Source organism: Vibrio gallicus (genome assembly GCF_024346875.1).
GTDB lineage: Bacteria > Pseudomonadota > Gammaproteobacteria > Enterobacterales > Vibrionaceae > Vibrio > Vibrio gallicus.
Genome location: NZ_AP024871.1, coordinates 577342 through 595412, shown reverse-complemented (window position 1 = coordinate 595412; position 18071 = coordinate 577342). Strand labels below are relative to the sequence as shown.

Annotated in this window: 20 protein-coding genes; 17 read left to right on the top strand and 3 right to left on the bottom strand. The window is 43.4% G+C overall.

What is annotated here, in order from left to right:
* Positions 1-98 precede the first annotated feature (98 nt).
* From OCU28_RS02825 to lipA, 11 genes are all read left to right on the top strand, one after another.
* Complete coding sequence (locus OCU28_RS02825; RefSeq protein ID WP_315972398.1) at positions 99-836, top strand: LPS-assembly lipoprotein LptE; 738 nt, start codon at positions 99-101, stop codon at positions 834-836.
* A 2-nt stretch (positions 837-838) separates the two neighbouring features.
* Entirely contained in the window at positions 839-1873 is a 1035-nt protein-coding gene (gene holA, locus OCU28_RS02820; RefSeq protein ID WP_261816851.1) for a DNA polymerase III subunit delta, read from the top strand.
* A 60-nt stretch (positions 1874-1933) separates the two neighbouring features.
* Entirely contained in the window at positions 1934-2251 is a 318-nt protein-coding gene (gene rsfS / locus OCU28_RS02815; protein ID WP_261816850.1) for a ribosome silencing factor, read from the top strand.
* A gap of 3 nt (positions 2252-2254) precedes the next feature.
* Positions 2255-2725: a 23S rRNA (pseudouridine(1915)-N(3))-methyltransferase RlmH gene (rlmH, locus tag OCU28_RS02810; RefSeq protein WP_261816849.1), complete on the top strand. Its 471-nt coding sequence runs from the start codon at positions 2255-2257 to the stop codon at positions 2723-2725.
* 6 nt (positions 2726-2731) lie between these two features.
* Positions 2732-4627: a penicillin-binding protein 2 gene (mrdA, locus tag OCU28_RS02805; RefSeq protein WP_261816848.1), complete on the top strand. Its 1896-nt coding sequence runs from the start codon at positions 2732-2734 to the stop codon at positions 4625-4627.
* Positions 4624-5745, top strand: a complete 1122-nt coding sequence (gene rodA, locus OCU28_RS02800; protein ID WP_261816847.1) for a rod shape-determining protein RodA — start codon at positions 4624-4626, stop codon at positions 5743-5745. Before mrdA ends, rodA begins: the two co-directional genes overlap by 4 nt.
* The gene (locus OCU28_RS02795) at positions 5745-6524 is read left to right on the top strand and encodes a septal ring lytic transglycosylase RlpA family protein (protein WP_261816846.1); all 780 of its coding nucleotides are present in this window, start codon (positions 5745-5747) and stop codon (positions 6522-6524) included. The genes rodA and OCU28_RS02795 overlap by 1 nt, the downstream gene beginning before the upstream one ends.
* 120 nt (positions 6525-6644) lie before the next feature.
* Positions 6645-7823 (top strand): serine hydrolase, encoded by a 1179-nt coding sequence (locus tag OCU28_RS02790; protein ID WP_261816845.1) that lies wholly within the window; start codon positions 6645-6647, stop codon positions 7821-7823.
* A gap of 168 nt (positions 7824-7991) precedes the next feature.
* A complete protein-coding gene (gene ybeD, locus OCU28_RS02785) occupies positions 7992-8261 on the top strand; it encodes a DUF493 family protein YbeD (protein WP_261816844.1) in 270 nt (89 codons plus the stop codon).
* 155 nt (positions 8262-8416) lie between these two features.
* A complete protein-coding gene (gene lipB / locus OCU28_RS02780; RefSeq protein ID WP_261816843.1) occupies positions 8417-9082 on the top strand; it encodes a lipoyl(octanoyl) transferase LipB in 666 nt (221 codons plus the stop codon).
* Positions 9075-10040, top strand: a complete 966-nt coding sequence (lipA, locus tag OCU28_RS02775; protein WP_261816842.1) for a lipoyl synthase — start codon at positions 9075-9077, stop codon at positions 10038-10040. Before lipB ends, lipA begins: the two co-directional genes overlap by 8 nt.
* A 268-nt stretch (positions 10041-10308) precedes the next feature.
* Here the strand turns inward: lipA and OCU28_RS02770 are convergent, their stop codons facing one another.
* Positions 10309-11502, bottom strand: a complete 1194-nt coding sequence (locus OCU28_RS02770) for an ISL3 family transposase (protein ID WP_261816841.1) — start codon at positions 11500-11502, stop codon at positions 10309-10311.
* Positions 11503-11589: 87 nt separating this feature from the next.
* On the opposite strand from OCU28_RS02770, the gene OCU28_RS02765 reads away from it, so the two are divergent.
* Both OCU28_RS02765 and OCU28_RS02760 read left to right on the top strand, forming a co-directional pair.
* Positions 11590-11889, top strand: coding sequence for a hypothetical protein (locus OCU28_RS02765; protein ID WP_261816840.1), 300 nt, complete (start codon positions 11590-11592; stop codon positions 11887-11889).
* A gap of 86 nt (positions 11890-11975) precedes the next feature.
* On the top strand, positions 11976-12470 hold the full coding sequence (locus tag OCU28_RS02760) for a M48 metallopeptidase family protein (RefSeq protein WP_261816839.1): 495 nt from the start codon (positions 11976-11978) through the stop codon (positions 12468-12470).
* A 49-nt stretch (positions 12471-12519) separates the two neighbouring features.
* Here the strand turns inward: OCU28_RS02760 and glyA are convergent, their stop codons facing one another.
* Positions 12520-13770 (bottom strand): serine hydroxymethyltransferase, encoded by a 1251-nt coding sequence (glyA, locus tag OCU28_RS02755; RefSeq protein WP_261816838.1) that lies wholly within the window; start codon positions 13768-13770, stop codon positions 12520-12522.
* 309 nt (positions 13771-14079) lie between these two features.
* Between glyA and OCU28_RS02750 the strand changes: the two genes are divergently transcribed.
* Positions 14080-14682 carry a YitT family protein gene (locus tag OCU28_RS02750; protein WP_261816837.1) on the top strand — a complete coding sequence of 201 codons (603 nt, stop codon included), beginning with the start codon at positions 14080-14082 and terminating at the stop codon, positions 14680-14682.
* 79 nt (positions 14683-14761) lie between these two features.
* Here the strand turns inward: OCU28_RS02750 and gmhB are convergent, their stop codons facing one another.
* Entirely contained in the window at positions 14762-15316 is a 555-nt protein-coding gene (gene gmhB / locus OCU28_RS02745; protein ID WP_261816836.1) for a D-glycero-beta-D-manno-heptose 1,7-bisphosphate 7-phosphatase, read from the bottom strand.
* Positions 15317-15494: 178 nt separating this feature from the next.
* Between gmhB and metN the strand changes: the two genes are divergently transcribed.
* Genes metN through OCU28_RS02730 form a run of 3 tightly spaced genes read left to right on the top strand, consistent with a single transcriptional unit; the run spans position 15495 to position 18025 of the window.
* Positions 15495-16529 carry a methionine ABC transporter ATP-binding protein MetN gene (metN, locus tag OCU28_RS02740; protein ID WP_261816835.1) on the top strand — a complete coding sequence of 345 codons (1035 nt, stop codon included), beginning with the start codon at positions 15495-15497 and terminating at the stop codon, positions 16527-16529.
* The gene (locus OCU28_RS02735) at positions 16519-17196 is read left to right on the top strand and encodes a methionine ABC transporter permease (RefSeq protein WP_261816834.1); all 678 of its coding nucleotides are present in this window, start codon (positions 16519-16521) and stop codon (positions 17194-17196) included. Before metN ends, OCU28_RS02735 begins: the two co-directional genes overlap by 11 nt.
* A 19-nt stretch (positions 17197-17215) precedes the next feature.
* Positions 17216-18025 (top strand): MetQ/NlpA family lipoprotein, encoded by an 810-nt coding sequence (locus OCU28_RS02730; RefSeq protein WP_261816833.1) that lies wholly within the window; start codon positions 17216-17218, stop codon positions 18023-18025.
* Positions 18026-18071: the final 46 nt, after the last annotated feature.

Here is an 18071-nt window from a genome sequence, read left to right as displayed (position 1 = left end):
TTGAGGATGGCGCGCGGCGTCATCCTCTGTTTCGCTTTTTATTAGGGCATTCAAGAGTGCCATAATAAAAGACGAACCCCTTTTAAGAGAGTAATTTAGTGACGTTGATCCCTCGCCTTCGACTTCTCCTCACCTTGGTTATAGTTTCACTTCTAAGTGGCTGTGGCTTCCACTTCCGTGGTGACTATCTAGTTCCTGATGAAGTCGGCAAGATGTCAATAACCAGCTTTGACGATTACGATCAATTAACCCGCGAAGTTAAGCGAGAGTTACGCCTCAATGGTATTGACGTTGTGACGCCTTCAGCAAGTATTAGTAACCTCAATCTATTGTCTGAAAGCATCTCTGAGCGAACGCTTTCGTTATACCAAAACAGCCGTGCTGCTGAAAAAGAATTGACTATGATAGTCCGCTATCGTGTGGTGGTACCAAATCAAGGCATGAAGTCTTTTACAACTCAGGTTAACCGTAGTTTCTTAGATAACCCATTAACCGCACTTGCAAAATCAGTAGAGCGAGAAATGATCGAAGATGAGATGCGCAAGCAAGCCTCACGACAAATTATTCGTCAGTTGGCTCGCCTTCGTGTTGATATATTAGATCAACAAGAAACGATAGACACCTCGCCAGTAGTTAATGAAGATGGTGTCATGCAATCAGCACAGGAAGCGGCTGCCAGAAAAGAGCAGATAAGCCTACAAGCTGAATATAATAAAGATGACCCGGCACCCGTCAAAAAACAATCTGCCACTGACAGCCAAGAGCAAAGCTCAACTGACGGTTCCAACTCAGATGACGAATCGAATCTGACAGACGACTCAGACGCAGCACAATAACTATGCGTATTTTCGCCGACAAGTTAGCAGCTCAATTACAGCGTCAACTGCACCCTATATATCTATTATTTGGTGCAGAGCCTTTGCTTATCCAAGAATCTAGTGAGCTTATAAAGAAGACAGCTTCGCAACAAGGCTACACTGAGCACTATCGTTTTGATATTTCAGCTCAAACCCCTTGGGATGAGATATTTGAAGCATGCAACGCTATGAGCCTATTTAGTGAACGCAAGACGATTGAACTGGCTCTGCCTGAGTCTGGGGTAAATGTAGCGATAGCCAAAAACCTTATTGCCATTCACGAAATACTGACACCAGATACACTATTGATTATTGTGGGCAGCAAGCTCACCAAGGCACAAGAAAATGCTAAGTGGTTCAAAGCATTAAATGGACAAGGCGTTTGGGTTTCTTGCCTTACTCCTGATATTCAAAGGCTACCACAGTTTGTACAGCAGCGTTGCTATGCGCTACACCTGCAAGCTGATACGGAAGCACTACAGATGCTGGCACAATGGCATGAAGGTAATCTACTAGCGCTAAATCAAAGTTTAGAAAAATTGAAGCTGCTCTATCCTGACGGACAGCTTACCTTAGTACGCATAGAGTCCGCTTTAAGCCGCCATAATCACTTCAATGCCTTTCACTGGATTGACGCCATGCTAGCAGGCAAGAACAAGCGCAGTCAGCGTATACTACGCCAACTTTCAGCGGAAGGCGTAGAGCCTGTCATCTTGCTCAGAACCTTACAAAAAGAGCTTAATACGCTCCTAACGTATCAAAAAGCATTACAATCAATGAGTCTACACCAGCTGTTTGATCAGTACCGAGTTTGGAACAACAAGCGCCCACTGTATACAGCCGCTCTAAATAGACATAGCATGGATTCGTTGTATCAACTGTGGCGACAACTGGCCAATATTGAAGTGATAGCCAAGACTGATTATGACACGCCTGTATGGCCGCAAATGATGCAGTTAACCCTTAGCTTGAGCCAAGGTCAGGTATTTCCAAACACCCCATTCACGCAGGCTTGACACGCAAGCGTCATCCTAGTGATATACTTCCATCAATAGTACAAAAGTAAGGAGCCTGCATTGCAAGGCGCACAACTAAAACAGTTTCTCGCTGACAAAGCTGACGACATGAAAGCACTAGACATAGTGACCCTAGACGTAACCGGTAAATCAAGTGTTACAGACTATATGATTATCTGTACGGGTACATCGAAACGTCACGTTGCTTCCATCGCTAACCATATTGCTATCGAGTCAAAAAATAGTGGTATTGAACCTCTTGGTATGGATGGGGAACAAGAAGGTGAATGGGTTGTCGTAGATATGGGATCTACTATGGTACATGTGATGCAAGAAGCTCACCGCGAGATTTATCAACTTGAAAAACTCTGGGGCTAGCCTGTGAAAATTCAACTTGTCGCCGTCGGTACAAAAATGCCGAAATGGGTTGAAGAAGGGTTTAATGAATATAAACGCCGCTTTCCTAATGACATGCCTCTGGAGCTGATTGAGATCGCTGCCGGAAAGCGAGGCAAGAATGCCGATATTGCTCGTATTCTTCAAAAGGAAGGTGAAGCCATGCTGGCCGCGGTTCCAAAAGGCAATCGTATCGTCACCTTAGATATCCCAGGTAAGCCTTGGGATACCCCGCAACTGGCTCAACAGCTAGAGCGATGGAAACTCGATGCGCGCGATGTCTCTATTCTTATCGGTGGACCAGAAGGACTGGCCCCAGCATGTAAAGCCGCCGCAGAGCAAAGCTGGTCGTTATCTCCACTAACGCTACCACATCCGCTAGTACGAGTGGTCATGGCGGAGAGCCTTTATCGCGCTTGGAGCATTAATACCAACCACCCTTACCACCGCGAGTAGGGCTGGATGTTACGTAGACGCAACCACTTTAGAGACCATGCCTATGAGTCTCGGCTGTTTCGCAGTCGAGCCGTTGTTGCATTTGTTGGAATCATAGTGTTAGTCGGTGTGTTGATTGGCAACCTGTATAATATTCAGGTTAGTCAATATCAAGACTACCAGACCCGTTCCAATAATAACCGTATCAAAGTGGTTCCTATTGCGCCAAATCGCGGTCTAATCTATGACCGTAATGGCGTGGTGCTGGCCGATAATCGTCCTGTATTTAGCCTTGAAATCACCCCAGAAAAAGTTGCAAGCATAGACGATACCCTAGCATCATTGCGTAAGATTCTTAGCATTGATGATGACCAAGTTGCCACTTTTCAACGCGAACGTAAGCGCACTCACCGCTTTAAATCTATTCCGTTAATGACCCAAATGACCGAACAAGAGGTCGCTAAGTTTTCGGTGCATCAATATGAGTTCCCGGGGGTAGAAGTCAACGCGACACTCAAGCGCTACTATCCTTATGGCGAAGTATTAACCCACGTACTGGGGTATGTTTCTCGAATCAATGATAGAGACATGAGCAGGCTTATCCGAGAAGAAAAAGCCCAAGATTATAAAGCCACGAATGATATCGGTAAGCTAGGGATTGAGCGTTATTATGAAGATGTATTACACGGAAAGCCTGGCTATCAAGAGGTTGAGGTCAATAGCCGTGGGCGTATTATACGAACCCTGAAGTATCAGCCGCCGGTGCCGGGGGATGATATTGTGTTAAATATTGATATCAACCTACAAAACTATCTATACAAACTGCTTGGTCATCGCCGCGGTAGTGCCGTTGTTTTAGACCCAAAAACTGACGGCGTATTAGCTATGGTTTCAAGCCCAAGCTATGACCCGAATGCTTTTGTACACGGCATCTCAGGCAAAGCATACCGTGCTCTGCTAAATAACAAAGATAGACCGCTAGTAAATAGAGCTACTTTAGGCATTTACCCTCCAGCCTCGACAGTGAAGCCCTTTATTACTGTAGCCGCGCTGCAAGAAAAAGTGATTACGGCCCAAACAACACGTAATGATCCTGGCTACTGGCGTATTCCAAATTCTAACACTCGCCCTTTCCGTGACTGGTTACGTTGGGGACATGGTGTGGTAAATATTGAAAAAGCCCTTGAAGAGTCAGTGGATACTTTCTTCTATCAAATCGCTTATGATCTCGGTATTGATCGACTGTCTAGCTGGATGCAACGCTTTGGTTTTGGTGATTACTCTGGCATTGATCTTTTTGAAGAAAGCAAAGCCAATATGCCGACACGAGATTGGAAGATGTCTCGCCATAAAACGCCTTGGTACAAGGGCGATACCATTCCTGTAGGGATTGGACAAGGCTACTGGACTGCAACCCCAATCCAGATAGCGAAAGCCACATCAGTGCTAGTTAACAATGGTAAAGTAATGTCACCGCGACTGTTACTTGCCAAGATCCACCATACAGATCAAGGTGATAAGACGGAAAAAATTCCAGTTGATACATTCCCGCCTATCGCCGGGGTACCACAGAAGTTCTGGGATATGGCAAAGCGAGGTATGTATTTAGTTAACCAAGGGAAACGCGGAACCGCTCGACATTCATTCTATGGTGCTAAATACAAAAGTGCAGGCAAGTCCGGTACCGCTCAGGTATTTGGCCTTGGCGAGAACCAAAAATACGATGCAAATGAAATCGCAGAGCACTTACGTGACCATGCTCTCTATACTGCCTATGCACCATTCGATAACCCTAAGGTTATCACTACCATAGTACTTGAAAATGCAGGCGGTGGTTCAAGCCACGGCGCACCTTTAGCTCGCAAGATCTTTGACCATGTACTACTCGATCATCACTACGATTATATTGAGTCTGATAAATGAAACTCGACCCAGCCACAGGTAAAAACCGTTCTCTGTTTGAGCGTATGCACTTAGACTTACCTCTGATCCTCGGTATTCTGGTATTAATGGGGTTCGCTCTGTTAATAATGTATAGCGCCAGTGGTATGAGCATGGTGATGATGGAAAAGCAGATGGCTCGTATGCTGCTCTCTTTTTGTGTAATGGTTATCCTTGCTCAGTTAACCCCGCGAACCTATGAAACCCTTGCCCCGCTCTTGTTTACTGGAGGACTAATCCTTTTACTTGGGGTATTAGTGTTTGGTGAGGCATCTAAAGGTGCACAACGCTGGCTAAACCTCGGGTTTGTTCGTTTTCAGCCTTCAGAATTAATGAAATTAGCCGTACCACTTATGGTGGCTCGCTACATAGGTAACCGAGCACTCCCCCCAACCTTTAGGGTATTGGTCACATCATTGCTACTGGTGATACTTCCTACAATACTTATCGCCAAACAACCCGATTTAGGCACCTCTATCCTGATTGCTGCATCCGGTATTTTCGTCATATTCCTTGCTGGAATTAGTTGGAAGTACATAGCTACCGCAGCCATATCTATCGGCGCTTTTATTCCTATATTATGGTTCTTTTTGATGCGTGAATATCAGAAAGTTCGAGTGCGTACCCTATTTAACCCTGAGTCTGATCCCCTTGGCGCCGGTTATCACATTATCCAAAGTAAAATCGCCATAGGTTCCGGTGGCTTATTCGGCAAAGGTTGGCTTCAAGGAACACAATCTCAGCTTGAATTCGTTCCTGAGCGACATACTGACTTTATCTTTGCAGTGATCGCTGAAGAATGGGGCATGATTGGGGTATTAGCGCTGCTGGCAATTTATCTCTTTATTATAGGTCGAGGCCTCTATCTCGCAGGTCAAGCTCAAACCGCATTTGGGCGCATGATGGCAGGTAGTATTGTACTCAGCTTCTTCGTTTATGTATTTGTTAATATCGGCATGGTAAGTGGCATCCTGCCTGTAGTAGGTGTCCCGCTACCATTAGTCAGTTACGGCGGTACCTCTATGGTAACGCTACTGGCTGGATTTGGTATTTTAATGTCCATACAAACTCACAGAAAAATGCTTTCAAGGGCAACTTAATGAACAAAACATCTTTTATTATCGCCGGTTTATTTACCTTGTTGCTTGTAGGTTGCTCTGATAGCAAACGCTATGCTATCGATCAAGACATTGCACCGGATGCGCCTATCACATTAGGCCATATCGAAGATGCAACTCCACGCTACGAACCATACAGCCTAGGTGGAAACAAAGATTACACAGTACGAGGTAAGTCCTATTCTGTGATAGATAATCCCGTGGGGTTTAAACAAAAAGGCAAAGCGTCTTGGTATGGTAAAAAATTCCATGGGCACCTCACCTCAAATGGTGAAACCTATGATATGTACTCAATGAGTGCAGCCCATAAAACCTTACCTATTCCAAGCTATGTAAAGGTCACTAATCTTGACAACGGCAAGACAGCTATAGTGCGCGTCAATGACCGTGGTCCATTCCATGAAGGAAGGATTATTGACCTAAGTTATGCGGCTGCGTCTAAACTAGGGGTTATTAAAACTGGAGTGGCGAATGTCGAGGTTGAACATATTAATGTGCCTAACAACAATACTGCCAAGGATAATGCCCACCCTAAGTTTGTCATTCAGGTAGCAAGTCTAAGTAATGCGGACAACTCTAAAAAACTGGCTGATAAACTAAAGAAAACGTACCAACAACCAAGCTATGTTGAATCAAAAGATAAAACTAATCGTATTTTTGTTGGACCGATTTCTAAAGTAGGTACTGCCCAAGACGTACTAAAGAAACTGAAACAGGATGGATTTACTTCGGCTTTTATCAAAAAGCACAAGGCTCAATAATTCTTAAATAAATAACAGGTCAACCTGATAATAAGATTAGTGGCTTTAAATGTGGCTTAGATCACTATTTCTGCTACTATACAGTCAGTTTTGCCTTCACGTTTGGACATTAAGCAAAAAATGAAAAGAGTTACCCTTACAATCAAGTCTATTGTTGCTGCAGCCCTCGCGACGATGACACTGTCTACCGTTGCTCACGCAGCGCCTATCGTGATGCCAGATCCACCGCAAATTGCGGCTAAAGGATATGTGCTAATGGACTACAACTCAGGCAAGATTCTCGCGCAAAAAGAGATGAATACCAAGTTGCACCCGGCGAGCCTAACCAAAATGATGACAAGCTATGTTATCGGCCAAGAGCTAAAGCGTGGCAACATCTCCAAAGACGACGAAGTTGTTGTAAGTAAAAATGCTTGGGCAAAAAATTTCCCAGATTCATCTAAGATGTTTATCGAAGTAGGTACAACGGTTACCGTTGATCAGCTAAACCACGGTATCATCATCCAATCAGGTAATGACGCATGTGTCGCTATGGCTGAACATGTTGCGGGCTCTACCGATGCATTCGTTGATCTTATGAACGGATGGGCAAAATCACTAGGTATGAAGAATACCCACTATGCGAACGTTCACGGCCTAGATAATGATGACCTCTACTCAACACCTTATGATCTCGCCTTACTTGCTAAAGCTATCATCCGTGATGTTCCTGACGAGTATAAGATTTACGGTCTGAAAAAATTCACCTATAACGGCATTACTCAATACAACCGTAACGGTCTGCTTTGGGATAAAAGCATGCATGTTGATGGTATGAAAACAGGACACACTAGCAAAGCTGGTTATAGCCTAGTTAGCTCAGGTACAGAAGGCCAAATGCGCCTTGTCTCTGTAGTTATGGGTACCAATAGCTCAAATGCTCGTAAAGCTGAAAGTAAAAAGCTACTTAACTATGGCTTCCGTTTCTTTGAAACAGTCGCACCACATAAAAAAGGTGACGTATTTGCAGAAGAGAAAATCTGGATGGGCAGCCAAGACACTATCAAACTTGGCTTAGCTGAAGACACTTACGTTACCCTACCGCGTGGCGTAGCTAAAGATCTACAAGCTAGCTTTGTACTAGATAAAGAGCTAAAAGCACCAATCAAACAAGGTGATGTAGTTGGCCGTGTCTTCTACCAAGTAAATGGTGAAGATATTGCACAATATCCTCTACTTGCTCTAGAAAATGTTGATGAAGGTGGCATTTTTAGCCGCATGATGGACTACATTGTTCTGCTGTTCAAAAGCTGGTTCTAATTGAATTAAGTCTTTGATATCTATTTTAGAAGCCGCTAATGCGGCTTCTTTTACATCTAGTCCCTTGAAATTTCACTTATGTGACCTCACCTTGAGTGTTGCTTATATTCGCAGTAATATTGGCCTATTAAGCAGCCCTATTTAATATTTCCATTTGGAGTAACAAGCATGCAAGAGCAGCCAAAACTTAAAGACCTGTTAGAGTTCCCATGTCAATTTACTTATAAAGTTATGGGTTACGCTAAACCAGAGCTGCCTGATTTGGTATTAGAAGTCATCCAACGCCATGCTCCTGGCAACTATAGCCCGAAAATTAAACCGAGTGGTAAGGGTACATACAACGCGGTATCAGTAACGATTACAGCAACCTCTATTGAGCAAGTTGAAAGCCTATATAAAGAGCTGGGCGAGATAGAAATTGTCCGCATGGTTCTTTGATCTAAGTTGATAATCGGTGTTGATAGAAAAAGGGGTGTTTTTAAACACCCCTTTTGTATGACTAATGTATAAAAAGCGGTTTTTTTTGCTATGAAAATGATGCTGATACTGGTAGCGTGCTTCGACCGACACAGTTAATTCAAGGAAGCACCGAATTGCCTAGTCCAATCGACCTTAGCCATAAACTAGAGATTAAATATCTTGGACGCCAAGATTATCTTCCTGTGTGGCAAGAAATGCACAAGTTTACCGACCAGCGGGATCAAAACAGCATCGATCAAATCTGGATCGTTGAACACAATCCTGTCTTTACTCAAGGCCAAGCAGGTAAAGCTGAACATGTACTTAATGCTGGTGATATTCCAGTGGTTCAGAGCGATCGAGGGGGCCAAGTAACCTATCATGGTCCTGGACAAATGGTGGTCTACTTCCTAATTAACTTACGCCGAAAAGGCATTGGCGTTCGAGAATTAGTGACTCATATCGAAAACCTGATTATCCAAACCTTAGCTGACCTAAATATACCCTCAACAGCCAAGCCTGATGCTCCTGGTGTATATGTGAATGATAAGAAAATTTGTTCATTAGGCCTAAGAATAAGAAAGGGCTGCTCCTTTCATGGTTTGGCCCTCAATATCGATATGGACCTAGCCCCTTTCCTACGCATTAATCCCTGTGGCTACGCAGGCATGGAAATGGCACAAGTTTCCGACTATACAACCCCAGAACAAAGAACAGGATTAGAACAGCGTCTAGTAACACATCTTACCCAGCTACTAGGTTATTCCAACACAACAGAAACGACAGAAAGCTATGAGTAAACCAATTCAAATGGAAAAAGGCGTTAAATACCGCGATGCGGATAAAATGGCGCTAATACCGACTAAAACCGTACCAGTAGAGCGAAAAGAAGTACTACGTAAGCCCGACTGGATGAAGATCAAATTACCAGCTGATAGCCAACGTATCCAAGACATTAAATCTGCGATGCGTAAAAATGATCTGCACTCGGTTTGTGAAGAGGCATCGTGCCCTAACCTTGCTGAATGCTTCAATCATGGTACGGCAACCTTCATGATCCTTGGTGCTATCTGTACTCGCCGCTGCCCTTTCTGTGATGTTGCCCATGGACGTCCGCTGACTCCAGAGGCAGAAGAGCCTCAAAAGCTTGCTAAAACTATCCAGGACATGAAACTCAAGTATGTCGTTATCACCTCTGTTGACCGCGATGATCTGCGCGACGGTGGTGCTAAACACTTCGCTGATTGTAATGCCGAAATCCGAAAACTCAGCCCTAACATTAAGATAGAAACTCTAGTACCGGACTTCCGTGGCCGTATGGATAAAGCACTAGAAGAGCTTAAAGTGACCCCACCGGATGTGTTTAACCACAACCTAGAGACCGCACCTCGCCTATATCGCAAGGTTCGTCCTGGTGCTAACTATAAATGGTCTCTAGAGCTACTTCAGAAGTTCAAACAACAACACCCAGATGTTCCGACTAAATCCGGCTTAATGATGGGATTAGGTGAAACTAAAGAAGAGATTATTGAGGTCCTAAAAGACCTGCGCGCACATGGCGTTACTATGCTAACCCTAGGCCAATATCTTGCTCCAAGTCGTCATCACCTTCCTGTGGAGCGTTACGTGCCACCAGCTGAGTTTGATGAGATAAAAGAGGTAGCACTAGAGCTTGGTTTCACCCATGCTGCGTGTGGCCCATTTGTACGCTCTTCATACCATGCCGACCTGCAAGCCAAAGGTGAAGAGGTAAAATAGAAAACCTCTACGGATTTTTATCCCACCAAGTTACCCCGGAGAGCAATTTTCCTTTCCGGGTTATCCCCACTCACATACAGCTTGAGTAAGGGTAACATCAATACACTCCCCCAATTACATACCTACATCGAGTTCATATTCCCATAATTCCCTTCGATACTTTGCATTTCCTCCACAGCCCATTATCCTTTTAATAGGATTAAGACACTCACCAAGGAAGAAATTAATGAAGCGGATTCTATGTATACTTGCCCCCCTATTTTTAGGTTCATCGCGGCTTTCCGGGGAAGGCCGCTTTTATCTTCATAAAGAAGTAATCCGTATCTCGGTACCCATAGCCCATTCTTTTGATTAGCTTGATCTTGTTATTAATCCCTTCCAAGGTGCATGTATTTAAATGATACAAAGCTGAAGACACTATCCCATGAAGGTACGGTTTCAGCTTTTTAGCGAAGTTTATGAGCGGTTTTACTCCGCTTTCATGGACTTGCTGCCACCATATTTCCCAAAGGTCTTTGGCTTGTTTTTCCGAGTCGCAGTACCAGAGCTCCTTGAGCTGAGCACCAAGTAAATGGGTCACCATTAAGTCACGGTTAACCGCAAGTATTTCATCCAGGTAACTTTGTTGCTTAGTATTTAAGTTCTCTCTATTTTTCAGTAATACCCAACGTGAGCGCTTGACCCAACGCCGTGCACTTTTGTCATCTTTAAGTTGGTTGGCTTGATCTACTCGAACTCTATCCATAACTTCTCGACCAAACTTAGCGACGACATGAAAAAGGTCATAGACAATACAAGCCTTTGGACAATGAGCTTGAACCTCTAGGTCAAAAGCGGTGTTCATATCCATTGCCACAACTTCGATATTTTGAGCATGCTCTCCAAGCATTTCAAAGAACGGACGTATATCTTTACGACTTCTACCTAGACCAATCCAAAGTACTTGATGCGTTTGTGCATCGGCGATAACAGTGGCGTAACGATGCCCCTTGAATATGGCAAACTCATCCATGACCAGTTGACGCAAACAACCCCAAGGAACCTCAGGTACGACACGCTTCAGACGTTGCTTATCTATTTCTTTGATGGTGTGCCAGTGCACCCCAGTAAGCTCTGAAATGTGTTTGATGGGTAGCAATGGTAATAGATTCTCAATGTAATCAATCAGCCGATTGGTAAGGCGAGAATATGGCTTAACCCAAGAAATAGACTCAGTCTTGATACCACAATTTGAACACCTGATGCGCCGAGTTTGAACGAGTAATTCGACGGGTGTGCCTAGCATCATCGCATCCTTAAGCGTTCGCCACTGAGTGTCATGAATAGAGTCAGAAACTTGACCACAAGAACAGTATGCAGGGGTATCAGGAATTAAGGTGATAGAGATTAATGAATCAGTTTTATAAGACTTTACGATCTGAAAGCCTTCCCAGAACGACGATAGGAAAGTATTATTCGGCATGAAAACGGTAGTTTGTGAAAGGTTGTGTTTGGCGATGTAACCTTACCACTAACTACCGTTTTTGTTTTCAGTTCCCACTAATCCGCGATGAACCTATTTTTATGGGGCTGTGCACAAGACAATACCCAAGAAGATAACTACCTAGAGGCATCTTTTGAGTTATGTAATACCGAAGTCTCACTCTATTCTGTAAGTGACAGCGGACAAGTGCGAATTATCTGCGCTGACGGTTCTAAGTTTGCACTAAGTAATGAGAAGACCTTGGAGGTAATGAGGGACATCAACGTTGATTATTGCTCTGGTGAGGGGCTCTCGAAGTTCAATGAAAGCAGGCGCTATTATACCTTTAAGTGCAAGTCAGGTACGCAGCTTAGTATCAACAAATAGCAGTTAGATGTTATCCAATTTAGACTTTTGCTAGTTGAATTATGATTGAGTACACTAAGCGTAATCTCGCCTATGTGTGCTCATCTATGAACCAATATCTAAAATATATCCAAGGCTATCCTGAGCATATCCTGCAACCTGTAACCAGCATGCTCGATGCTGGAACCTTGGTTTCATGGTTTAATCAACGCTATCCAAAACCGCACAATATCAAGAGTGAAAAGGCACTGTTTGAATACACGATTGCTATCAAAAATCGCTATCTTAAAAAATCAGCACCGCTGAGTAAAGTCATCTACGATCCTAAGATCCACCTAATCAATAATGCTCTTGGGCTGCACTCTTATGTCAGTCGAGTTCATGGCAATAAGCTAAAATCGAAGAATGAGATTCGTATAGCCAGTGTATTCAAGCAGGCACCGGAGCCTCTATTAAGGATGTTAGTGATTCACGAACTGGCTCATCTAAAAGAAAAAGATCACAATAAAGCCTTCTATCAACTCTGTTGTCATATGGAGCCTAATTATCATCAGTTAGAGCTTGATGCTCGCCTGTTCATGATCTGCCAAGAACTTAAATAACTGACAATAAAAAAGCGAGCCGTAGCTCGCTTATTCAATTTCGGTTCTCTTAAGCGTAAACAGGTTTACGTTTACAGATCTCTAAAACCTTCTGCTTGGTTGCAGTAATTACCGCTTCATCACCCAAGTTATCTAGAATATCGCACATCCAACCAGCAAGGTTGGTAGCATCTTCTTCAGTGAAACCTCGGCGGGTAATAGATGGTGAACCAACACGGATACCAGAAGTGACAAATGGGCTACGTGGGTCATTTGGTACTGAGTTCTTATTCACTGTGATATTCGCAGAGCCAAGTGCTGCATCCGCTTCTTTACCAGTAATATTTTTATCGATTAGATCAACCAAGAACAGATGGTTTTCAGTTGAACCCGAAACGATGTTGTAACCGCGCTTAATAAACTCAGCAACCATCGCTTTTGCATTCGCAACAACGCGTGCTTGGTAATCAGCAAACTCTGGTTCTAGAGCCTCTTTGAATGCCACTGCCTTACCAGCAATAACATGCATCAATGGGCCACCTTGACCACCAGGGAATACTGCTGAATTCAGTTTCTTATAAAGGTCTTCACCTTCATTAGAAAGAATCAGCCCACCGCGAGGTCCTGCCAATGTTTTATGAGTCGTGGTTGTAACAACGTGAGCATGAGGTACTGGCGTTGGGTATACACCAGCTGCAATTAGACCCGCTACGTGCGCCATATCAACGAAGAAATAAGCACCAACTTTGTCTGCGATTTGACGCATGCGTGCCCAATCACAAACCTGAGAATAAGCAGAGAAACCACCGATGATCATTTTAGGCTTGTGCTCAATCGCCAGCGCTTCCATTTCATCGTAGTCAATCTGACCTGCTTCATCTATTCCGTAAGGAATAATGTTATACAGTTTACCTGAGAAGTTTACAGGTGACCCATGAGTCAGGTGACCACCGTGTGCTAAGCTCATGCCAAGAACGGTATCACCAGCATTTAGCAGTGCCATATAAACAGCGTTGTTTGCTTGAGAGCCTGAGTGAGGCTGAACGTTCGCATACTCTGCACCAAACAATTCACATGCGCGGGCTATCGCTAAGCTTTCAACCTTATCGACATACTCACAACCACCGTAGTAACGCTTGCCAGGATAACCCTCAGCATATTTGTTAGTAAGTTGTGAACCTTGCGCTTCCATTACGCGTGGGCTGGTGTAGTTTTCTGAGGCGATAAGCTCAATGTGCTCTTCTTGACGCACGGTTTCTTCCTGGATAGCTGCGAATAGATCCGCATCATAATCAGCGATGTTCATGTCACGCTTTAGCATCTATATCTCCTGATTCGGATAGAATTAAATGGGCAAATTAGCATTAAACGACCAAAAGCAAACGTTTTCGTCGCGGTAATTACGGCATTCTACCTAATTTAATTGATATCACAAATTGTTTTATGTCCATGTGTTATATCAATATTTACTCACATCTCCCACTAAGGATTTTGAGTTCTCTTACTGATAAGGCTCACTTTACACTCTGTAAAAACAAAATTACACGATACCAACATCAATTACTGTTAAAAACTTCGTTAAATGTAAGTTTTTAGATATTCTACGTGCCTAAAAGAAATGGGACTAAAAATGAACAAACACAGTATATTAGAAGACTGCGCCGCGATATTTACCGGTACTTTACTCGTCGCTATTGGTATATATTTTCTTAAGTCGTCATCTATGATTGTCGGGGGGACTGCGGGGGTAGCATTACTTTTAAGCAAGTTCACTTCTCTATCCCTTGGAAGCCTGTATTTCTTAGTAAATATCCCTTTCTATTTTTTAGCTTGGTTTCGCCTTGGCAAGCGATTCACTATCAATAGCATCATCTGTGTCACCTTGGTCTCAATCATGACCGATAACATCCACCATGCAATGACCTTTTCAACGCTATCGCCTATATTCGCAGCCATTGCTGGCGGAACCTGTATCGGGCTTGGCTTACTGATATTATTTCGCCATAGAGCAAGCTTGGGGGGATCGAACGTACTCTGCATCGTAATTCAAGATAAAATGGGAGTGCCAGTTGGCAAGAGTCAATTGATATTTGATACCTGCATTTTACTTACTTCCCTCTACTTTATCCCTTTGGTACTGATAGCTTGGTCCATCTTAGCCGCCGTATTTATTAATATGATCCTATGGATGAACCATAAACCGACACGCTATACGGTTCACTATGAGAAATAAAAACAGCCCCTTAAATTAGGGGCTGTTTTATCGTTATGGCTGGGCCTTGCACATACATGATTGTTATATCAAAGCAGCTTTAACGAGATAGAACAAACTGAGGAACATCCGCGATACTATCTAATACAACATCAGCAATAGTTTCGCCCTGTTCCGTTACTGGCTTACCGGTTCGTACCAGAATCTTTGTACCTACGCCCGCCGACTCGGCAGCCATTAGGTCTTCGGCTTTATCACCGACCATAATCGATTTAGCCATATCTATGTTTAGAAAATCACGCGCAGAGATAAACATCCCAGGCTTCGGCTTACGACAATCACAGTCTTGTTTATAATCACCGATGCCATGCTCAGGATGGTGTGGACAGTAATATATGCCATCAAACTCAACACCATGGTCCGAAAAGTTCCAATCCATCCATTGCGTTAATGACATAAAGCGGTCTTCGCTAAACTTCCCTCGAGCAATACCTGACTGGTTTGTAACCAGCACCAACATATAGCCTTGCTGTTGCAATGCCTTGGTTGCCTCAAATACACCATCTATATATTCAAAGTCATGTTCATCATGTACATAGCCGTGATCAACATTTATCACGCCATCACGGTCTAAAAATACGGCAGGTTTAGCCACTGACAGTCTCTCTTAAAAAAGCAAAGTTCAAGCTGATTATTGCACGCTTTAACTTTCCTCGCACTCCTGATTTGAGTTTTAGCCGTCTAGACGTAAAAATATCTATTGACTTGGGTCAATGAAACCCCTAGCATCTCAAGCATAGTCACCCTAGTCCCTCCAGTTTACAGGTTCATTGATGATAGAAATCAACCAAGTTAACAAGGTATTTTATCAAGGCAATCGCCCTATAAATGCCTTAGTAGACATCAACCTAAATGTTGAAAAAGGTCATATTTTTGGCGTTATAGGTTCATCTGGCGCAGGTAAAAGTACACTGATTCGCTGTGTAAATATGCTCGAAGTACCAACTAGCGGCGAAGTTATTGTCGACGGTGTTGATCTTACCAAGCTAAACGATAAAGGACTATCTCAAGCACGCCGTAATATTGGCATGATCTTTCAGCATTTTAACCTTCTTGCCTCACGTACAGTGTATGACAATATTGCTCTGCCATTAGAGTTTGCAGGAAGAGACAAACAGCACATTGAAGCTAAAGTATCTGAGCTACTAGAGTTAGTAGGACTTACTGACAAAAAAGATACCTACCCTGCAAATCTAAGTGGTGGGCAAAAACAACGCGTTGCTATCGCGCGGGCGCTATCTAGCGATCCTAAGGTGTTGCTATGTGACGAAGCCACCAGCGCACTTGACCCAGCCACAACCCAATCAATCCTAGCGCTGTTGAAAACCATCAATAGGGCTCTGGGAATTACGATCCTAATCATTACTCATGAAATGGATGTAGTGAAAAGTATCTGCCATGAAGTGGCGATTATCGGCGGTGGCAAGCTAGTCGAAAAAGGAACCGTGGGTGAGATATTTGCTCGTCCTAAGACTGAACTTGCGCGTAAATTTATTCGTTCAACCTTAGACCTTTCAATCCCAGACGATTATCAAAGCCGTCTAAATGAAACTCGCCTGCAAGGTAGTTACCCTCTAGTTCGCTTAGAGTTTACTGGCGCAACGGTTAAAGAGCCGGTAATAAGTCAGATGGCACGTAAATTTAACATCGACGTATCCATTTTGAGCTCCGATCTCGACTACGCTGGTGGTGTGAAGTTTGGCATGCTGGTAGCTGAGCTATTTGGTACCGAAGAATCAGAGAATTCAGCAATTGAATATCTAGAACAACAAAACGTAAAAGTAGAGGTACTTGGCTATGTCATTTGATTTGATTGCACAATGGTTTAGTTTAAATAATGGCCTGATACTTAAAGCGACTGGGCAGACCATCTATATGGTGGCATTTTCTGGAATAGTTGGCTTTGTAGTCGGGATCCCGTTAGGGGTTATTCTGCATACCAGCAAAAAAGGCGGGTTGTTAGAAAACGTACGTCTAAACTCTATTTTAGGCGCTATCGTAAATATCGGACGTAGTGTTCCATTCTTGGTGTTAATGGTAGCAATTATACCGCTAACCAAATTACTCATTGGTACCTTCATTGGCACTACCGCAGCCATAGTTCCGCTCACTATAGGTGCCATACCATTTGTTGCTCGATTAATCGAAGGGGCTTTGTTAGAGGTTTCTAGTGGCTTAGTCGAAGCGGCCCAATCAATGGGAGCGACACCACTACAAATTATTTCTAAGGTTTTGCTTCCTGAAGCGCTACCGACCATTATTAATTCAGTGACTATTACCTTGGTTACTCTCGTCAGTTACTCTGCAATGGCAGGTACCGTCGGTGGCGGTGGCTTAGGTGATGTAGCTATTCGCTATGGCTTTTATCGCTACGATACTGTGATTATGGCAGTAACCGTTGTAATGCTAATTATATTAGTGCAAATCATTCAATCTGTGGGTGACGCACTGGTTCGTAAAGTTGACCACAGATAATTCTTACAAGGAGAGAATAATGAAATTCAGTTTAAAGAAAGTTTTAACCATTGCAGTTGCAGCATCGGCTGTAATCCTTTCAGGGTGTGGCGACAAAGAACAAGACGCTCATAAAATCAAACTTGGTGTTATGGCTGGTGCCGAAGCTCAGGTTGCCGAAGTTGCAGCTAAGATTGCTAAAGACAAATACGGTCTTGATGTTGAGCTAGTAACCTTTACTGACTATGTAACACCAAACGCAGCCTTAGATGATGGTTCTGTTGATATCAACGCATTCCAACACAAACCATACCTTGATCAACAAATCACTGATCGCGGTTATAAACTTGCTATCGCAGGCACCACATTTGTTTACCCTATCGCTGGCTACTCTAAGCAAGTTAAATCGGTAGATGAAATCAAAGACGGCTCTCGTATTGCCGTACCTAACGACCCAACTAACCTAGGCCGCTCTCTGTTGCTTCTTGAGCAACAAGGTCTAATTACTCTACGTGAAGGTTCTGGTCTTAGCGCAACAGTACGTGACATCGTAGAAAACCCTAAAAACATCGAGATTGTTGAACTTGATGCAGCGCAACTACCTCGCTCTCTTGACGATGTAAGCCTTGCTATCATCAACAATACATTTGCAAGCTCGATTGACCTAACTCCACAAAAAGACGGTATCTTTGTTGAAGATAAAGATTCTCCATACGTTAACCTAATTGTGGCTCGTCAAGACAATGTACAAAATGAAGACGTACAGAACTTTGTAAAAGCGTATCAAACCGAAGAAGTTTATAAAGCAGCTTCTGATATCTTCAAAGGTGGCGTAGTTAAGGGTTGGTAATCACTGCCTAACAACTAGTCAATAGAACTAAAAATGCCCTTATACA

What these genes read in the sequence shown, in the direction of transcription:
- glyA (WP_261816838.1), bottom strand. Translation starts at nt 13,770, where the DNA reads ATGCTAAAGCGTGACATGAACATCGCTGATTATGATGCGGATCTATTC.
- OCU28_RS02790 (WP_261816845.1), top strand. Translation starts at nt 6,645, where the DNA reads ATGAAAAGAGTTACCCTTACAATCAAGTCTATTGTTGCTGCAGCCCTC.
- OCU28_RS02750 (WP_261816837.1), top strand. Translation starts at nt 14,080, where the DNA reads ATGAACAAACACAGTATATTAGAAGACTGCGCCGCGATATTTACCGGT.
- holA (WP_261816851.1), top strand. Translation starts at nt 839, where the DNA reads ATGCGTATTTTCGCCGACAAGTTAGCAGCTCAATTACAGCGTCAACTG.
- OCU28_RS02765 (WP_261816840.1), top strand. Translation starts at nt 11,590, where the DNA reads ATGAACCTATTTTTATGGGGCTGTGCACAAGACAATACCCAAGAAGAT.
- OCU28_RS02730 (WP_261816833.1), top strand. Translation starts at nt 17,216, where the DNA reads ATGAAATTCAGTTTAAAGAAAGTTTTAACCATTGCAGTTGCAGCATCG.
- mrdA (WP_261816848.1), top strand. Translation starts at nt 2,732, where the DNA reads ATGTTACGTAGACGCAACCACTTTAGAGACCATGCCTATGAGTCTCGG.
- metN (WP_261816835.1), top strand. Translation starts at nt 15,495, where the DNA reads ATGATAGAAATCAACCAAGTTAACAAGGTATTTTATCAAGGCAATCGC.
- OCU28_RS02770 (WP_261816841.1), bottom strand. Translation starts at nt 11,502, where the DNA reads ATGCCGAATAATACTTTCCTATCGTCGTTCTGGGAAGGCTTTCAGATC.
- OCU28_RS02795 (WP_261816846.1), top strand. Translation starts at nt 5,745, where the DNA reads ATGAACAAAACATCTTTTATTATCGCCGGTTTATTTACCTTGTTGCTT.
- ybeD (WP_261816844.1), top strand. Translation starts at nt 7,992, where the DNA reads ATGCAAGAGCAGCCAAAACTTAAAGACCTGTTAGAGTTCCCATGTCAA.
- lipA (WP_261816842.1), top strand. Translation starts at nt 9,075, where the DNA reads ATGAGTAAACCAATTCAAATGGAAAAAGGCGTTAAATACCGCGATGCG.
- rodA (WP_261816847.1), top strand. Translation starts at nt 4,624, where the DNA reads ATGAAACTCGACCCAGCCACAGGTAAAAACCGTTCTCTGTTTGAGCGT.
- OCU28_RS02760 (WP_261816839.1), top strand. Translation starts at nt 11,976, where the DNA reads ATGAACCAATATCTAAAATATATCCAAGGCTATCCTGAGCATATCCTG.
- OCU28_RS02735 (WP_261816834.1), top strand. Translation starts at nt 16,519, where the DNA reads ATGTCATTTGATTTGATTGCACAATGGTTTAGTTTAAATAATGGCCTG.